The sequence below is a fragment of the Streptomyces sp. NPDC088725 genome, assembly GCF_044751305.1.
Taxonomy (GTDB): domain Bacteria; phylum Actinomycetota; class Actinomycetes; order Streptomycetales; family Streptomycetaceae; genus Streptomyces.
The window spans coordinates 21,701-38,333 of the sequence record NZ_JBIVLO010000008.1; the positions used below are offsets into that span (position 1 = coordinate 21,701).

A 16,633-nucleotide genomic window follows, 5' to 3' on the forward strand; every position below is an offset into this window, starting at 1 on the left:
CTTCCACGACGCCCATGACGCCGCCGGCCACACCCCCGGCAGCGTCTCCGACCACGCATGCGACCACGCCGGCCTCCGCCGCCCCTTCGACGCCCGACGGCCCGACCGCCCTGCACACGCCCCTCATCGCGTGGTTCGACACGCACGCCCGCGATCTGCCCTGGCGCCGCCCCGAGGCGGGCGCCTGGGGCGTGATGGTGAGCGAGTTCATGCTCCAGCAGACCCCGGTGAACCGGGTGCTCCCGGTGTACGAGCAGTGGCTCGCCCGCTGGCCGCGCCCCGCCGACCTGGCGGCCGAGCCGTCCGGCGAGGCGGTCCGCGCCTGGGGCAGGCTCGGCTACCCGCGCCGCGCGCTGCGCCTGCACGGGGCCGCGCAGGCGATAACGGAACGGTACGGCGGTGACGTACCCCGCGAGCACGCCCAGCTGCTCGCGCTGCCCGGTATCGGCGAGTACACGGCCGCCGCCGTCGCGTCGTTCGCGTACGGACAGCGGCACGCCGTGCTCGACACCAATGTGCGCCGGGTCTTCGCACGTGCCGTCGCCGGAGTCCAGTACCCGCCCAACGCGACGACCGCGGCCGAACGCAAGCTGGCGCGCTCGCTGCTGCCCGCCGAGGAGGCGACCGCCGCGCGCTGGGCCGCCGCCTCCATGGAGCTGGGCGCGCTGGTCTGCACGGCGAAGAACGAGGCGTGCGAGCGCTGCCCGATCGCCACCCGGTGTGTCTGGCGGCTGGCGGGCAAGCCGGCGCACGACGGCCCCGCGCGGCGCGGCCAGACGTACGCGGGCACCGACCGCCAGGTGCGCGGCAAACTGCTCGCCGTGTTGCGCGAGGCGGTCGAGCCCGTACCGCAGCAGGTTCTGGACGCGGTGTGGGACGAGCCGGTGCAGCGCAACCGCGCGCTGGACGGGCTCGTCGCCGACGGGCTGGTCGAACCGATGGAAAACGGTATGTACCGGCTGCCAATGGCCTGAGAACCAGGGCCTGTTACACAACCGATGGCCAGCTGTGCGCCCATCGACGGCTGACCCCGACAGGGCCGTGACAACTCCTCCGTAATTTCGCTGTCGCAGGGCAACGGCAGGGTTGGTCACGGGGTCGGAGGCGGTTGGCATGGCGTACGTGGAGATGCAGGGCGGGGCGCGCGGCGGGACGCACGGCGCTGGGTCGCACGGCGAATCACTCGGGTTCGAGGAGTACGTACGGACCCGGCAGGACGCCCTGCTGCGCAGCGCCCGCCGGCTCGTGCCCGATTACGTCGACGCGCAGGATCTGCTCCAGACCGCGCTGGCCCGTACGTACCGCCGCTGGGAGGGCATAGCCGACAAGTCACTCGCCGACGCCTACCTGCGCCGCGTCATGATCAACACCCGTACGGAGTGGTGGCGGGCGCGCAAGCTCGAAGAGGTTCCCAGCGAGCAGCTGCCCGAGGCGAGCGTCGAGGACGGTACGGAGCAGCACGCCGACCGCGCCCTGTTGATGGACATCCTCTCCGTGCTGGCTCCCAAACAGCGCAGTGTGGTGGTGCTGAGACACTGGGAGCAGATGAGTACGGAAGAGACGGCCGCCGCGCTCGGAATGTCGGCCGGAACGGTCAAGAGCACGCTGCACAGGGCGCTGGCCCGGCTCCGCGAGGAGCTGGAGAAGCGCGACCTGGACGCGCACGCGCTGGGCCGTACCGGTGCCGGTCACGACGGTCGTGAGGAACGGGGGCGGACGAGGTGCGCTGCCTAGCGCATGGGGTGAGTTTCAGAGGCTTCAGATGGAGCACGGCGTCCGGACGCACTCCGCTCCGGCCCGGCAGCCGACCGGGCGGCCGGTCGTTCGGCCGGTCCAACGGCCGGTCCTTCGCGGCGAGCGGTACGGCCATGGCCGGGCTCGCCGCCTTCGGGCTGCTCGCGGCCGGCTGCGCGGCGGGCGGTACGGGCGCGCGGGACGAGGGCGCGGCGATGCCCGCACCGGTGGAGCGCGCAGTGCCCAAGCCCACGGAGTCCTCGGTGCTGCCCGTCCGGATGGTCGACGCGGTGGAGCTGCTGAGGCGTGACCCGAAGGTGAGCCCGCAGATCAAGGCCGATCTGAAACCGTGCGACAAGGACGCGTACCCGGTGGACACCTCATACGGTGATCTGACCGGGTCCACCTCCGCCGACATCGTCGTCAACGTGATGACCTGCGGCGACGCGGTAGGGGTCGGCACGTATGTGTACCGCGAGCGGTCCGAGAAGTACGAGAACGTCTTCGCCGACGAGCAGCCCGCCGCCTACGCCACCATCGACCGGGGCAAACTGGTCGTCACCCAGCCGGTGTACGCGAAGGGCGATCCGGTGTCGTACCCGTCCGGCGAGGACGTCGTGACGTACATCTGGGCCGACAGCAAATTCACCGAGCGCTACCGGGTGCGCAACGACTACAGCGACTACGGCCATGTGGTCGGCCGGGAGGACCTGCAGGAGACGCGGCCGGCCGAGCCGCGAGCGACGCCCGAGAACTGAGAGCTGAGAGCCGCCGGATGGCCGAGACCCATGTCCTGTTCGTCGAGGACGACGACGTCATTCGCGAAGCCACCCAACTCGCGCTGGAGCGCGACGGCTTCGCGGTTACCGCCATGCCGGACGGACTGTCCGGCCTGGCGGCGTTCCGGGCCGACCGCCCGGACATCGCGCTGCTGGATGTGATGGTGCCCGGACTCGACGGGGTGAGCCTGTGCCGGCGTATCCGCGACGAGTCGACCGTGCCCGTGATCATGCTGTCGGCGCGCGCCGACTCGATCGATGTGGTGCTCGGTCTGGAGGCCGGCGCCGACGACTACGTGACCAAGCCCTTCGACGGCGCGGTGCTCGTCGCCAGGATCAGGGCCGTACTGCGCCGCTTCGGCCACGCGGGCGGCCACCCGGGCGGGCGCGCCGGGGAGCAGGCCGGGCAGGAAGACGCCGACGAGGACAGCGCGGTGCTGCGTTTCGGTGATCTGGAGGTCGACACGGAGGGCATGGAAGCCCGCAGGAACGGCGCGCACGTGCCGCTGACGCCGACCGAGATGCGGCTGCTGCTGGAGTTCTCGTCCGCGCCGGGCACGGTGCTCTCCCGCGACAAGCTGCTCGAACGGGTCTGGGACTACGGCTGGGGCGGCGACACCCGGGTGGTGGACGTCCACGTCCAGCGGCTGCGCACCAAGATCGGTCAGGACCGGATCGAGACCGTCCGCGGCTTCGGTTACAAACTCAAGGCATGAAGCGGCTCATACGGTGAAACGGCTCGCCCTGCGTACCGGGGTCAGATGGAAGATCAGTATCGCGATCGCGGCGGTCAGCGCACTCGTCGCCGTCGCGCTGAGTCTCGTCGTACACAACGCGGCCCAGGTCTCGATGCTCGACAACGCGCGCGAAGTGCAGCTGGAGCGGCTGCTGTTGGCGGAGCGGATGTACGACACCACCAAGCAGCTCAAGTTCGGCACGAAGGTCGACGACCCCGGGCTGCCGCCGGAGCTGAGCGCCAGGACGGGGCAGGGCAGGCGGGCCACGTTCGTCCAGGCGTCGGACGACGACGTACCCGATGTGTGGGCGGCCGTCCCGCTGGGCAACGGCACGGTGCTCTCCCTGCACAGCAAATTCGCCGACCGCTCCACCATGATCATGAGGGACCTGGACCGGGCGCTGCTCATCGGCTCGGTCTCGGTGGTCTTCGGCTGCTGCGCGCTGGGCGTGCTGATCGGCGGTCAGCTGTCGCGCCGGCTGCGCAAGGCGGCAGCCGCCGCGGGACGGGTCGCGCAGGGCAACACGGACGTACGGGTCGGCGACGCGGTCGGCGGGGTCGTACGCGACGAGACGGACGAGCTGGCGCGTGCCGTCGACGCCTTGACGGACGCGCTGAACGAACGGATCGAGGCGGAGCGCCGGGTCACCGCGGACATCGCACACGAGCTGCGCACCCCGGTGACCGGCCTGCTCACGGCGGCCGAGCTGTTGCCGCCCGGCCGCCCCACCGAGCTGGTACGGGACCGGGCGCAGGCCATGCGGACCCTGGTCGAGGACGTACTCGAAGTGGCGCGTCTCGACAGCGCGTCGGAGCGCGCGGAGCTCCAGGAGGTCGCGCTCGGCGAGTTCGTGGAGCGGCGGGTGCGGGCGCTGTATCCGTACGCGTCGATCCAGGTGGTGGAGGAGTCCTGGGTGAGCACCGACCCGCGGCGGCTCGAACGCATACTGGGCAACCTGCTCACCAACGCCGCCAAGCACGGCGGGACGCCGGTCGAGGTCACCGTCGAGGGCCGGGTGGTACGGGTGCGCGACCATGGCCCCGGCTTCCCCGAGGTGCTGCTGCGCGAGGGCCCGAGCCGCTTCCGTACGGGTGCGAGCGACCGCGCGGGCCACGGTCACGGCCTCGGCCTGACCATCGCGGCGGGCCAGGCGCGCGTCCTCGGCGCGCGGCTGACGTTCCGCAACGCGCGGCCCGACGGAGGCACGGGGGCCGGCGCGGGCGAACCGGGAAGCGGCTCGGGCGGCGCGGTCGCGGTCCTGTGGCTCCCGGAACACGCCCCGACGACCACGGGCAGCTTCCCGATGCCGCAGTTCCCCGAGCAGCAGAGGCAGTTCGGAGGCGCGTCCGGGGGCGACCGAGCGAGCAGGCCCTAAGCTGCGCCCGTGAAACTCACCGAAGACCTGCTGACCCTGCTGCGCGAGCCGAGCACCTGCTACCTCGCCACGTCCATGCCCGACGGTTCGCCCCAGCTCACGCAGACGTGGGTCGACACCGACGGCGAGCACGTTCTGATCAACAGCGTGCAGAGCCATGTGAAGACCCGGAACATCGGGCGGGACCCGCGTGTCGCGCTCACCGTCTCGTCCCCGGCCAATCCCTCGCGCTACTTCCAGGTGCGCGGACGGGTCGTCGAGGTCACCACCGAGGGCGCGGTCGACCACATCGAGAAGCTCGCCCAGCGGTACCTGGGGACGCCGTATCCCTGGTACGGCGGCCGGGAGCAGGTGCGCGTGCTCTTCGTCATCGAGCCGGACAGCATCAGCGGCATGGGCTGAGGCCCGCGCGGCGCGCGGGTCAGGAGGCCCGCCCGCCGCCGCTCACCTGGGTGAAGGAGAACCAGTTGCCCGAGTCGTCCCGCAGAATCGATTCCGTGCCGTACGGGTGCTCCACGGGCGCCTGGATGAACTCGACCCCGCGCGCCGTGAACGTCTCGTAGTCCCGGTGGATGTCGTCGGTGGTCAGGGCTCCGGCGCCGACGACTCCCTTGGCGAGGAGCATCCTGACGGCCGCGGCGGATTCCTCGTCCATCGTGGGGGCGCCGGGCACCATGAGGGTCAGCATCACATCGGGCTGGCTCGCGGCGCCGACCGTCACCCAGCGCATCCCCGCCTCGCCCAGGGTCATGTCCGCCCGGACCTCAAGGCCCAGCTTCTCGGTGTAGAAGGCCTTGGCCCGGTCCTGGTCAAGGACCCAGACGGTGGAGATGGCAAGTCCCGTGATCATGGAGTGCTCCTCGCGGTCTCTCCCGAGCGTGGACTCTCCCCCGAGCGTGAACTCTCCCCCGAGCGTGGACTCTCCCCCGTGCATGGGCTCTTTCCCAGGCGCCGGCTCTTCCCCGAGCGCGGTGTCCGCCTTGAGCGCGGCGCCCTCATCACCGTACGCACGACGGCCCTCGGTGCGCATACGCACCGAGGGCCGTCGAAGGCTGTACGAGAAAATCAGGCGGACTGCGCAACCTTCTGGTCGGCCGTCGGAGCGGCATCGTCCGAAGGCTTCGGCGCACCGCCGCGCAGCGGGATCTCCTTGACGAACAGGGCACCGGCCAGGGCCACTACGGCGATCGCGGCACCCAGCAGGAAGGAGACGTGCGTACCCGCCGCCACCGCGTGCTGGTACGCCTCGCGCACCATCTCGGGCAGCTTCGCCAGGCTCTTGGCGTCGAGCTGCGCCGACGCCAGCGAGGCACTGCCGCCGCCGTTGCGCGCCGCGCTCGCGGCCATCTCGTCCTGCACCCGGTTGTTGAACAGCGCGCCCATGATGGCGACACCGAACGAGCTGCCGAGCGTACGGAACAGGGTCGTGGACGAGGACGCGACGCCCATGTCCTTCATCTCGACGCTGTTCTGCGCGACGAGCATGGTGATCTGCATCAGGAAGCCCATGCCGGCGCCGAGCACCGCCATGTAGAGACCGGAAGTGAAGCGCGAGGTGCCGGTGTCCATCGTGGACAGCAGGTACAGACCGACGACCATCAGCACGCTGCCCATGATCGGGAAGATCTTGTACTTGCCGGTGCTCGTGGTGACACGGCCCGCGACGAGCGAGATGGCCATCATCGCCAGCAGCATCGGCAGGAGCAGCAGACCGGAGTTGGTGGCGGAGGCGCCCTGCACGGCCTGCTGGAACAGCGGCAGGAAGAGGGTCGCGCCGAACATCACGAAGCCGGTGACGAAACCGATCACCGACATCAGGGTGAAGTTGCGGTTGCGGAATATGTGCAGCGGCATGATCGGCTCGGCCGCCTTCGTCTGCACGAAGATGAATCCGGCGAGCGAGACGACACCGAGCGCGATGAGTTCCAGGATCCGCGCGGAGGACCACGCGTACTCCGTACCGCCCCAGGTCGTGACCAGCACGATCGAGGTGATGCCGACGGTCAGCAGCGCGGCGCCGAGGTAGTCGACCTTGGCCTTCGACCGGTCCTTGCGCGGCAGGTGCAGCACCGTGGTGATCATGATCAGCGCCACCGCACCGAGCGGCAGGTTGATGTAGAAGCTCCAGCGCCAGCCGAGGTGGTCGGTGATGGTGCCGCCGACCAGCGGTCCGCCGATCATGGCGAGTGCCATGACGCCGGCCATCATGCCCTGGTACTTACCGCGCTCGCGGGGCGGGATGAGGTCACCGATGATCGCCATGACGCCGACCATCAGACCACCGGCGCCGAGACCCTGAATGGCCCGGAAGCCGATGAGCTGGCCCATGTCCTGGGCCATACCGCTCAGCACGGATCCGATCAGGAAGATCACGATCGCGGCGAGGAAGACGCCCTTGCGCCCGTACAGGTCACCGAGCTTGCCCCAGATCGGGGTGGAGGCCGCGGTGGCCAGGGTGTACGCGGTGACCACCCAGGACAGATGTTCCAGTCCGCCCAGTTCGCCGACGATGGTCGGCATGGCGGTACCGATGATCATGTTGTCCAGCATGGCGAGCAGCATCGCGATCATCAGCGCGAGCAGCACCACCCGGACGCTGCGCGGCTGCTTCTCCGCCTTCGCCGCCTTCACTGCCTTGTCCGTGGACAGCTCAGGCGCCTCGGGCGCCCGCCCCCCAGCGGTCTGTTTGTCTTCTGTTCGGCCGCTCTTCGGCTGTTTGTCGGTTGAACTCATCTTCCCCACCGCTCCCCTGGCACTTACTTGCCGCCCGGCAAGTTCACTACACTGTGGGAAGTTAAACCTTCACTTGTCGGGCGTCAAGTAAGTTACCGCATTCAGGAGAGACCATGAGCAGCACTCAGCACGGGCGGCGTGGAGACACGCGCCAGCGCATTCAGGACGTGGCCATGGAACTCTTCGCGGAACACGGATACGAGAAGACCTCGCTGCGGGAGATCGCCGAGCGGCTGGATGTGACGAAGGCCGCTTTGTACTACCACTTCAAGACGAAGGAAGACATCCTGATCAGCCTCTTCCAGGAGATGGGCCGCCCGCTGGACGAGCTGATCACCTGGGGCAGGACACAGCCGCACACCCTGGAGGTCAAGCAGGAGATCCTGCGCCGCTACAGCGAGGCGCTGAAGGACGCCAGCCCGCTGTTCCGGTTCATGCAGGAGAACCAGGGGACGGTCCGCGACCTGAGCATCGGGGAGACCTTCAAGGAGCGGATGATGGAGATGCTCGACCTGCTGGAGGTCGAGGGCGCGTCCATGACGAACCGGGTGCGCTGCATGACGGCGCTCTTCTCCATGCACGCGGGGATGTTCGCGCTCCGGGACGTGGAAGGAGACCCCGAGGAGAAGCGGACAGCCATCCTGGAGGTCTCCATTGATCTGATGAGCCAGGCTCACCGGGTCGCGCCGTGAACGGCGCTCACGGCGCCGGCCACGGGCACGGCGCCGGCCGGAGTCACGGCGCCCGCGACGGGCACGGCGTCAGTCACGCGCACGACGCCGGCCGGGTCAGAGCTTGACGCCCTCGGCGCGCATGTAGTGCACCGGGTTCACGGCGGAGCCGTAGTTCGGGGTCGTGCGGATCTCGAAGTGCAGGTGCGGACCACTGCTGTTCCCGGTATTGCCCGAGAGAGCGATGAACTGGTCCGTGTTCACGTGCTGCCCCACATGCACCTCGACCTTCGAGAGGTGCGCGTACTGCGAGTACGTGTTGTTCGCGTGCCGGATCACGACGGCGTTGCCGTACGCGGGGCCGTCACCGGCGCCATTGGGGCCCGCCTTCACGACGGTGCCTCCGTGGGCGGCGTGGACAGCCGTACCGATCGGCACGGCGAAGTCCTGGCCCGAGTGCTTGTGCGACCACATGGTGCCGCCGCGGCCGAAGGGTGCGCTCAGCTTGTAGTGGTCGACGGGCGGGATCCAGGAGGCGGCCTTCTTGGCAGCGGTCTTCTTCGCCTTGATCTGCTCCGCGACCAGCTGAACCTTTCTGTCCTTCTCCTGCTGAACGAGCTTCGCGTGCTGCGCCTTGACCGCCGCGGCGTGCTTCTGAGCGGCCTCGCTCTGCGCGGAGGCCTGCTTCTGTACGGCGACGACCGTAGACGAACTCGCGGCTTCACCGAGGTGAGCACTGGCGTCGGACCCGGTCGCGGCGAACGCGGCCCCGGTCCCGGCCGCGACGGACACTCCGACCCCTGCGGCCAGGATGGCGGCCCGGGAACGCAGGACGGAGCGACGGGACTGACGGGGCTGAGTGGGCTGCGACATACGGCAGAACCTCCGCGTGTTCGGGGACCCGGCAGACACGCTCCGGGCTGGCCTCCCCTTGGTAACGCAAACTCCCATCTCTACCCAAAACGCCCACCTACGACAGCGTGTCGTAGGTGGCGCTACGGCAATCAGCCTCTTGACGCCCGTCTTAACCGGCCCGCCCGAGGCTCGACCGGAAGCGATACGGGCCGCACGAGCGCAGGTGGGCCGATACGGCTCCGAACACCCGTCACGAGGGGGCCGAAGGTCCCGGGCCAGCTCCGCCGGAAGCCCTACGGGCTCTCGACGCGCCGCGACTATTGCGCGTAGTAGACGCGAAAGCGGCTGTGCGCCTTGTCACGGCCGCCGGGTCGCAGTGCCGTCCGTTTCGGGACGAAGGTCCCGGCCCTGCCGCCGACCGGCCCTGCACCACAACTGGCGGCGGAATGACGGGCTCTCGGGGCGCGCGGGACCGGACACGTTCACACCGGAGCCCCGCGATGCGCGAACAGGTGGGCAGGTCTCTCCGGGAACGGATATACAGCGCGCACAGCCAACAGCGTTACGGAACCGCCCCGTTGGCATTGAGACATTGCCCGCGCAGCTCGCACAGGGAGACGCGCGGGCCGACGGCGATTAACGGCGCAAGACCCTGCATGCGTGTGCCGGCCGTTGCCGACACGTGTGGATTCCGTGGTGGTCGACGACCGCGCCGGTGACCATGTGACGGGCCGAATTCACGCACAACTGCCGACTCGTCGCACGGTACAGGCGGAAAACCGCCTCGCCGAGACCTTACGTACTTCCGCAGCGTTCCGGAATCGTGCACACCCGATGCACAGGCAACGAGGGGCATTACCGAACTCATCTGCGTCGACGGCGACGCGCTTCCTTACGCATAGCGGTACGCGCGGTCAGCGATCCATGCGTACACAACCAGTTGACGCACGGTCGGGCTCGCTTCCCTCAGGAGGGGCAGGCGCATGACGGGCCGTCAGCACTCCGACCGGATTTCGAGTCACCGCATTCACAGAAGTCCCGCTCGGATACCTCCGAATTGACGCGGCATACCTCACTCAGGCGGATGCGGCGACAGTCGGAAACCCGCTCGGCCGACTGCCCCCGATCTTGCTTGCTCACGCAGTCCGTCCCATTGCGGCTGCCGCCCGGCGGCTCGACGTCGAGCCATCTCAACGTGCACGGCGATCAACCCATCGGCCTTTCCACACCGGGGATTTGTCCCTCCCCGCGCCCGCTCGCTCCGAGCATCGGCTCACGACAGGAACTGGCCCCGGATTCGCATCCTGCCCATCGGGCACCACAAATCAAACAGGTGACGCTGAATCCCTCAGAAGACCATCACGGCAGGGAGCACGTCGCCCCGGCTTTCCCTCCCTTCGGCGACCGCCTGACCCTCCGGGCATAACCCACCCGCAGCAAAAGGGGCTGCCCCAGACCGTGACCGGTCCGGGGCAGCCCCTTCAACGTTCGCTCGGGCTCAGCGCCCGGCGTTCGTCATGCTTCCTTTGTCAGGTTCGGGCCGCCGCCCGCTGCCTGCTCGATCGGCGGGGCGTCCGGCAGTGCGGACTTCTCCTCGCCTCGGAAGGTGAACTTCTTCGCTTCACCCTCGCCGTCCGTGTCCACGACCACGATGTGACCGGCGCGCAGCTCACCGAAGAGGATCTTCTCGGAGAGCACGTCCTCGATCTCGCGCTGGATCGTCCGGCGCAGCGGCCGGGCGCCCAGGACCGGGTCGTAACCCTTCTTGGCGAGGAGCGACTTGGCGTTCGGGCTGAGCTCGAGGCCCATGTCCCGGTCCTTCAGCCGCTCGTCCACCTTGCCGACCATGAGGTCGACGATCTGGATGATGTCTTCCTCGGTGAGCTGGTGGAAGACCACCGTGTCGTCGACACGGTTGAGGAACTCGGGCCGGAAGTGCTGCTTCAGCTCTTCGTTGACCTTGTTCTTCATCCGCTCGTAGTTCGACTTGGTGTCGCCCTGGGCGGCGAAGCCCAGGTTGAACCCCTTGGAGATGTCCCGGGTCCCGAGGTTGGTCGTCATGATGATGACCGTGTTCTTGAAGTCCACGACCCGGCCCTGGGAGTCGGTCAGGCGACCGTCCTCCAGGATCTGGAGCAGGGAATTGAAGATATCGGGGTGGGCCTTCTCGACCTCGTCGAAGAGGACGACGGAGAACGGCTTCCTGCGGACCTTCTCGGTGAGCTGGCCGCCCTCTTCGTATCCCACGTAACCGGGGGGAGAACCGAAGAGCCGGGAAACCGTGTGCTTCTCGCTGAACTCCGACATGTCGAGGGAGATCAGCGCGTCCTCGTCGCCGAAGAGGAACTCGGCGAGCGTCTTGGACAGCTCGGTCTTACCGACGCCGGACGGGCCGGCGAAGATGAACGAGCCACCGGGGCGCTTCGGGTCCTTCAGACCGGCTCGCGTACGGCGGATGGCCTGCGAGAGCGCCTTGATGGCGTCCTTCTGGCCGATGACGCGCTTGTGCAGCTCGTCCTCCATACGGAGCAGCCGCGAGGACTCTTCCTCGGTCAGCTTGAAGACCGGGATGCCCGTGGCCGTCGCCAGGACCTCGGCGATCAGCTCCTCGTCCACCTCGGCGACGACGTCCATGTCGCCGGCCTTCCACTCCTTCTCGCGCTTGGTCTTCGCGGCCAGCAGCTGCTTCTCCTTGTCGCGGAGAGACGCTGCCTTCTCGAAGTCCTGGGAGTCGATCGCCGACTCCTTGTCGCGACGGACGCCCGCGATCTTCTCGTCGAACTCGCGGAGGTCCGGCGGCGCGGTCATCCGGCGGATGCGCATCCGGGAACCGGCCTCGTCGATCAGGTCGATCGCCTTGTCCGGCAGGAAGCGGTCCGAGATGTAGCGGTCGGCGAGCGTCGCGGCGGCGACCAGCGCGGAGTCCGTGATGGACACGCGGTGGTGGGCCTCGTAACGGTCGCGCAGACCCTTCAGGATCTCGATCGTGTGCGGCAGCGACGGCTCCGCGACCTGGATGGGCTGGAAGCGGCGCTCGAGGGCCGCGTCCTTCTCCAGGTGCTTGCGGTACTCGTCCAGCGTCGTCGCACCGATGGTCTGGAGCTCACCGCGGGCCAGCATCGGCTTCAGGATGCTCGCGGCGTCGATCGCGCCCTCGGCGGCACCCGCACCCACCAGGGTGTGGAGCTCGTCGATGAACAGGATGATGTCGCCGCGGGTGCGGATCTCCTTGAGAACCTTCTTCAGGCGCTCCTCGAAGTCACCGCGGTAGCGGGATCCGGCGACCAGCGCGCCGAGGTCCAGGGTGTAGAGGTGCTTGTCCTTGAGGGTCTCGGGCACCTCGCCCTTGACGATGGCCTGCGCCAGGCCCTCGACGACCGCCGTCTTGCCGACGCCGGGCTCGCCGATGAGGACCGGGTTGTTCTTCGTACGGCGGGACAGCACCTGCATGACCCGCTCGATCTCCTTCTCGCGCCCGATGACCGGGTCGAGCTTGGACTCACGAGCGGCCTGGGTGAGATTCCGGCCGAACTGGTCGAGGACCAGGGACGTGGAGGGCGTGCCCTCGGCAGGACCGCCCGCTGTGGCGGCCTCCTTGCCCTGGTAGCCGGAGAGCAGCTGGATGACCTGCTGCCGCACCCGGTTGAGATCGGCGCCCAGCTTCACGAGGACCTGGGCGGCGACGCCCTCGCCCTCGCGGATCAGGCCGAGCAGGATGTGCTCCGTACCGATGTAGTTGTGGCCCAGCTGAAGGGCCTCGCGGAGCGACAGCTCCAGGACCTTCTTGGCACGAGGAGTGAAGGGGATGTGACCCGACGGGGCCTGCTGGCCCTGCCCGATGATCTCCTCCACCTGCTGGCGGACCGCCTCGAGCGAAATCCCGAGGCTCTCCAGGGCCTTAGCGGCGACACCCTCACCCTCGTGGATAAGGCCCAGGAGGATGTGCTCGGTGCCGATGTAGTTGTGGTTGAGCATCCGGGCTTCTTCCTGAGCCAGGACGACAACCCGCCGCGCGCGGTCGGTGAACCTCTCGAACATCGTTAATCGCTCCTCAGAGCGGTCAGGCAGTAAAGGGGTCGGTCCCCTCCCTGTCCTTCCGCAGCTTAGTCCCGCAAGCGGGGACCGCTCATTCCAACTGCCGACATCCGACCGGATCACCCCCGCTCCGAAGCGGAAACTTCCTCCCGAACAGCCGACACCTGCTCCAACCTGATGGTGCGAGACGATGTTCCCCTTGGCCAGCCACATACCCTCACCGGCAGTACGCCGATGGCGAACGTGAGACGCCCAGGACTGCGTTTCGCCCCTCCCCACTAGGAATGTCTTACCCGTAAAGACTGACAGTCCATGCCGGGCACCCCGATTCCCTCAGCTACGGGCGAACACGCGCGTGTCCCCGCATGCGCCCGTACGCCACTCAGGCCGACACTCTCCGCAAGGAGTTTTCCACGGTGTGTAACCGCCGGCGTCGCTCGGGAGTTCCCGGGGAGCGACGTGCGGCGTTCGGTGGAGGGACCGGCCCGTACAACCGCCGGCCGGGCTCGGCCTCAGCGTGCTGGAGCCGTCTGGGGGGACGCGCAGAGGGCAGGGAGGGCTTCCGGCGGGCGGCCTCACGGGCCGGGCGCGGGAAGGAGCGCGGGAAAAGACACGGGCCGGGGCGCCGACTGGCGCGCGAGCGTGCGTGTGTGGCCACCGGCCGCTGCGGGAAGCGCCGACGAGCTGCCGGGGCTGCCCGGCCGGGCTGCTCGACCGGCTTCAGTGGGGCGCGATCGCGCGCGGCACCGGCGGACGGGCGCCGGCCCCACGACACCGGGAACGCCTCGCGCCGCGCAGGGGACCGCCCGTACGGCTGCGGCCCCCCGAGCCGGGTCACGAGGTCGAGCCGACGTCACCGGCCCTCGCACCCCTGGGGTCCGGCGTCGGCAACGGGGGCAGCGGTGGGGGTGCCCCCGATCTCGTACGGCTCGTGGACGCGGCGGCCTGCCGCCGCCGGATCCGGTTGCTGCGTGGAAATACGCTGCGTACGAATACTCAGCCGTTGGCCTTCTCGTAGGCTTCGCGGATGTCGGCGGGAACACGGCCGCGGTCGTTGACGCTGTAGCCGTTCTCCTTCGCCCACTTGCGGATTTCCGCGGTGTCCTTGTTACCGCCGGCAGCGACACGGCCCTTGCCGCGGCCACCCGCCGCGCGGCCACCGGTACGCCGGCCACTCTTGGTGTACGGATCGAGCAGACCCCGGAGCTTGTCCGCATTGGCCGTCGTGAGGTCGATCTCGTAGGTCTTGCCATCAAGTGCGAACGTCACGGTCTCGTCCGCCTCGCCGCCGTCGAGGTCATCGACAAGAAGGACCTGAACCTTCTGTGCCACCGGATTTCCTTTCATCGAAAAATGCAGTACGCGGAAAGGAAACCGCTTTTCTCAGGAAAACACAAACCCCCGGCAGAGGTTCAGACGCTCAAGAACACGGGAAACGTGCGCGATTCGGACATAGGGTTCCTACGCCTTGACGAAGTTCTGGTGACTTCCGGCGATCACAGGTGCAGAAGCATCCGACTGTTGCCCAAGGTGTTCGGCTTCACTCGTTCGAGACCAAGGAACTCGGCGACACCCTCGTCATAGGAACGCAGCAGCTCCCTGTAGACATCTCGGCCGACCGGTGTCTCACCGATCTCCCGGAAGCCGCGCTTGGAGAAGAAGTCGACTTCGAAGGTCAGGCAGAATACCCGCCGCACTCCGAGCCAGCGCGCCGTCTCCAACAGCTTGTCCAGGAGTTGATGCCCCACGCCCATCCCCCTGACCGCGGGGTCCACGGCGAGAGTGCGCACTTCGGCGAGGTCTTCCCACATGACATGGAGGGCGCCGCAACCGATGACACTAGCGTCCTCGTCGCGTTCTGCCACCCAGAACTCCTGGATGTCCTCGTAAAGAGTCACCGGCGCTTTGTCGAGCAGGATGCCTTCACTCACGTAAGGGCCGACGAGTCGGCGGACAGCCGGTACATCCCTGGTCCTGGCCCGCCGGACGGTGAGGGCATTAGCTGCGGCATTGGGAAGCGGAAGCGCTGACGGCATGACTGGACGCTATCGCCCGGCGTCCGGGCCGCTGTCGGCGCCCTCGGCCCTCTCTTGCGCCGGCTCTTCGCGAGTCACTTCGGACGCCTCTTCGACCGCCTCTTCGCTCATGTCTTCGACCGGCGAAGAACCCGCCTCTTCCGGTGCGACTTCCGGCCGATCGCCGCGCACCATACTGAAGGCATCCTCCAGTGACTGGCGCTGCTCGGGCGACATCATGCCGAAGAAGGCGACAAGCGCCGCTGCCGCGTTGTCACTCTTCGACCACGCCTCGTTCATCAGCGCGGCCGCGTAGGCGGCACGGGTGGAGACCGCCGTATATCTATACGCGCGGCCCTCGACTTCCCTGCGCACCCAGCCCTTCTGATGGAGATTGTCCATTACGGTCATGACGGTGGTGTAGGCGATGGAGCGTTCCCGCTGAAGGTCTTCGAGTACTTCCCTCACGGTGACCGGCCGGTTCCATTCCCAGACCCTTGTCATGACGGCGTCTTCAAGGTCTCCCAATTGACGGGGCACAGCGCCACCTTAGTAGGAGATGTCTGAATAGCCGGTTATTTACGGAACAAAAAGGACGTACGACTGGATTCCAGTCGTACGTCCGTGTCGTCGTACGTCCGTTTTATCGATCCCCCGCACGAGTCGGGGGGACCCGGTTCAGGCGCTGGACGTGTCCGGCGCGCGGCCCTGCTGCTGGGCGGCGGCTTCCGCGCGGGCGATCGCGGCGTCCACGGCCGCGTCCTCCTTGGCCTTGTTCGGGCCACCCTGGCTTTTGACGATCGTCCGGACCAGGAAGATGAAGAAGGCGGCCATCACCACAGGAGGCACAAGCGCGGATACATAGTCCATACCGCCCAGCCTAACTACCCGGCCGCCAGCTTCTCCGGCGGGGCCGCGGGGCGGCGGCGCGGCGGAAAGACCTCGGACGGCTTGGGCATCGGACGCTCCTTCGGGCCGCCGGGGGCCGGACGCGGCGGGGCCGCGGGCTCGCGGGGCTCCCTGGGCGTCTTCGGCTCGTCGGCGACGCGCCCGCCAGGGAGGGCGTGCAGCCGCGTACGGGGCCCGGGAGCCGCGATCGCGTCCGCGTACGCGACGGCCGTCGCCCGTTTGGCGAGGCGGGCGCGTACGGCCTGCTCGGCCAGGCACAGGCAGCGGTCGAGGAGCACAGCGGCGAGCGGGTTGCCGCGCAGGGCCCGCAGCGCCGCGAGATCGTCGGGCTGCGGCTGGTATCCGGCGGCCAGGGCGTCCTGGAGCAGTTCCAGATAGCCGGTGAGGGAGCCGGGGAGCGCGGCGCGGTATCTGGCGAGGTCGGCGACGAGGAACGCGCGCAGCCGCCCCGCTTCCTCGATCGCCTCGTCGACGGACTCGGCGAGGCGCAGGCAGTCCTGGATGTCCTCGTCGGGCAGCGGGGCGGGCTGGAGGGCGACAGCGAGGGCGCGTCGGAGCACACGCAGCTCGTCAGCACCGAACGCCATGCCGCCGCGGGATCCGTATGGCGTGGGCATGCGGTGACTTTACGTGCCAAGTGGACAAAACCCGCTTAACGGTCACTCTTGGGCGCGGCCCGGCACCGTGTTCCGTACGCGGGTCCCTTGTGACGTGGCTCCTTGTGCGCCTTCCGAGTACGGTCCGGGACCTTGTCGTCCGTGCGGAACCCGTACGCGGTCCGTGTGCGGCC

At 68.5% G+C, this 16,633-nt stretch carries 16 protein-coding genes; 7 read left to right on the forward strand and 9 right to left on the reverse strand.

Going from position 1 to position 16,633, the window contains the following annotated elements:
* The first annotated feature begins 14 nt into the window (after window positions 1-14).
* From ACIP6N_RS20775 to ACIP6N_RS20800, 6 genes are all read left to right on the forward strand, one after another.
* The gene (locus tag ACIP6N_RS20775) at window positions 15-974 is read left to right on the forward strand and encodes an A/G-specific adenine glycosylase (protein ID WP_401817866.1); all 960 of its coding nucleotides are present in this window, start codon (window positions 15-17) and stop codon (window positions 972-974) included.
* A 139-nt stretch (window positions 975-1,113) separates the two neighbouring features.
* Entirely contained in the window at window positions 1,114-1,734 is a 621-nt protein-coding gene (locus ACIP6N_RS20780) for a SigE family RNA polymerase sigma factor (RefSeq protein WP_401817437.1), read from the forward strand.
* Window positions 1,735-1,868: 134 nt separating this feature from the next.
* Complete coding sequence (locus ACIP6N_RS20785; RefSeq protein ID WP_401817438.1) at window positions 1,869-2,492, forward strand: hypothetical protein; 624 nt, start codon at window positions 1,869-1,871, stop codon at window positions 2,490-2,492.
* A gap of 17 nt (window positions 2,493-2,509) precedes the next feature.
* On the forward strand, window positions 2,510-3,229 hold the full coding sequence (gene cseB, locus ACIP6N_RS20790) for a two-component system response regulator CseB (RefSeq protein ID WP_401817440.1): 720 nt from the start codon (window positions 2,510-2,512) through the stop codon (window positions 3,227-3,229).
* Window positions 3,230-3,242: 13 nt separating this feature from the next.
* The gene (gene cseC / locus ACIP6N_RS20795) at window positions 3,243-4,625 is read left to right on the forward strand and encodes a two-component system sensor histidine kinase CseC (RefSeq protein ID WP_401817441.1); all 1,383 of its coding nucleotides are present in this window, start codon (window positions 3,243-3,245) and stop codon (window positions 4,623-4,625) included.
* Between the two features lie 9 nt (window positions 4,626-4,634).
* Window positions 4,635-5,027: a PPOX class F420-dependent oxidoreductase gene (locus ACIP6N_RS20800; RefSeq protein ID WP_401817443.1), complete on the forward strand. Its 393-nt coding sequence runs from the start codon at window positions 4,635-4,637 to the stop codon at window positions 5,025-5,027.
* A 19-nt stretch (window positions 5,028-5,046) separates the two neighbouring features.
* On the opposite strand, the gene ACIP6N_RS20805 is transcribed toward ACIP6N_RS20800, so the two are convergent.
* Together ACIP6N_RS20805 and ACIP6N_RS20810 are read right to left on the reverse strand one after the other, a co-directional pair.
* Window positions 5,047-5,475: a VOC family protein gene (locus ACIP6N_RS20805; RefSeq protein WP_401817445.1), complete on the reverse strand. Its 429-nt coding sequence runs from the start codon at window positions 5,473-5,475 to the stop codon at window positions 5,047-5,049.
* A gap of 215 nt (window positions 5,476-5,690) precedes the next feature.
* A complete protein-coding gene (locus ACIP6N_RS20810; RefSeq protein WP_401817446.1) occupies window positions 5,691-7,358 on the reverse strand; it encodes an MDR family MFS transporter in 1,668 nt (555 codons plus the stop codon).
* A 113-nt stretch (window positions 7,359-7,471) separates the two neighbouring features.
* Between ACIP6N_RS20810 and ACIP6N_RS20815 the strand changes: the two genes are divergently transcribed.
* Window positions 7,472-8,050, forward strand: a complete 579-nt coding sequence (locus ACIP6N_RS20815; protein ID WP_401817448.1) for a TetR/AcrR family transcriptional regulator — start codon at window positions 7,472-7,474, stop codon at window positions 8,048-8,050.
* 96 nt (window positions 8,051-8,146) lie between these two features.
* Here the strand turns inward: ACIP6N_RS20815 and ACIP6N_RS20820 are convergent, their stop codons facing one another.
* The 7 genes from ACIP6N_RS20820 to ACIP6N_RS20850 form a co-directional block, all read right to left on the reverse strand.
* Window positions 8,147-8,902, reverse strand: a complete 756-nt coding sequence (locus ACIP6N_RS20820; protein ID WP_401817449.1) for a M23 family metallopeptidase — start codon at window positions 8,900-8,902, stop codon at window positions 8,147-8,149.
* A 1,497-nt stretch (window positions 8,903-10,399) separates the two neighbouring features.
* A complete protein-coding gene (locus ACIP6N_RS20825) occupies window positions 10,400-12,922 on the reverse strand; it encodes an ATP-dependent Clp protease ATP-binding subunit (protein WP_401817450.1) in 2,523 nt (840 codons plus the stop codon).
* Window positions 12,923-13,915: 993 nt separating this feature from the next.
* A complete protein-coding gene (locus tag ACIP6N_RS20830) occupies window positions 13,916-14,251 on the reverse strand; it encodes an Lsr2 family protein (protein ID WP_401817452.1) in 336 nt (111 codons plus the stop codon).
* A gap of 164 nt (window positions 14,252-14,415) precedes the next feature.
* Window positions 14,416-14,955 carry an amino-acid N-acetyltransferase gene (locus tag ACIP6N_RS20835; protein WP_401817453.1) on the reverse strand — a complete coding sequence of 180 codons (540 nt, stop codon included), beginning with the start codon at window positions 14,953-14,955 and terminating at the stop codon, window positions 14,416-14,418.
* A 9-nt stretch (window positions 14,956-14,964) separates the two neighbouring features.
* On the reverse strand, window positions 14,965-15,474 hold the full coding sequence (locus ACIP6N_RS20840; RefSeq protein WP_401817454.1) for a BlaI/MecI/CopY family transcriptional regulator: 510 nt from the start codon (window positions 15,472-15,474) through the stop codon (window positions 14,965-14,967).
* Window positions 15,475-15,612: 138 nt separating this feature from the next.
* On the reverse strand, window positions 15,613-15,804 hold the full coding sequence (locus ACIP6N_RS20845) for a hypothetical protein (protein WP_401817455.1): 192 nt from the start codon (window positions 15,802-15,804) through the stop codon (window positions 15,613-15,615).
* A 14-nt stretch (window positions 15,805-15,818) separates the two neighbouring features.
* The gene (locus ACIP6N_RS20850) at window positions 15,819-16,430 is read right to left on the reverse strand and encodes a hypothetical protein (RefSeq protein WP_401817869.1); all 612 of its coding nucleotides are present in this window, start codon (window positions 16,428-16,430) and stop codon (window positions 15,819-15,821) included.
* Between the last annotated feature and the right edge of the window lie 203 nt (window positions 16,431-16,633).

Bases quoted from the DNA above. Each gene is read 5' to 3' on its own strand.
- ACIP6N_RS20775 (WP_401817866.1), top strand. From the start codon at position 15: ATGACGCCGCCGGCCACACCCCCGGCAGCGTCTCCGACCACGCATGCG.
- ACIP6N_RS20780 (WP_401817437.1), top strand. From the start codon at position 1,114: ATGGCGTACGTGGAGATGCAGGGCGGGGCGCGCGGCGGGACGCACGGC.
- ACIP6N_RS20785 (WP_401817438.1), top strand. From the start codon at position 1,869: ATGGCCGGGCTCGCCGCCTTCGGGCTGCTCGCGGCCGGCTGCGCGGCG.
- cseB (WP_401817440.1), top strand. From the start codon at position 2,510: ATGGCCGAGACCCATGTCCTGTTCGTCGAGGACGACGACGTCATTCGC.
- ACIP6N_RS20805 (WP_401817445.1), bottom strand. From the start codon at position 5,475: ATGATCACGGGACTTGCCATCTCCACCGTCTGGGTCCTTGACCAGGAC.
- ACIP6N_RS20810 (WP_401817446.1), bottom strand. From the start codon at position 7,358: ATGAGTTCAACCGACAAACAGCCGAAGAGCGGCCGAACAGAAGACAAA.
- ACIP6N_RS20815 (WP_401817448.1), top strand. From the start codon at position 7,472: ATGAGCAGCACTCAGCACGGGCGGCGTGGAGACACGCGCCAGCGCATT.
- ACIP6N_RS20820 (WP_401817449.1), bottom strand. From the start codon at position 8,902: ATGTCGCAGCCCACTCAGCCCCGTCAGTCCCGTCGCTCCGTCCTGCGT.
- ACIP6N_RS20825 (WP_401817450.1), bottom strand. From the start codon at position 12,922: ATGTTCGAGAGGTTCACCGACCGCGCGCGGCGGGTTGTCGTCCTGGCT.
- ACIP6N_RS20835 (WP_401817453.1), bottom strand. From the start codon at position 14,955: ATGCCGTCAGCGCTTCCGCTTCCCAATGCCGCAGCTAATGCCCTCACC.
- ACIP6N_RS20845 (WP_401817455.1), bottom strand. From the start codon at position 15,804: ATGGACTATGTATCCGCGCTTGTGCCTCCTGTGGTGATGGCCGCCTTC.
- ACIP6N_RS20850 (WP_401817869.1), bottom strand. From the start codon at position 16,430: ATGGCGTTCGGTGCTGACGAGCTGCGTGTGCTCCGACGCGCCCTCGCT.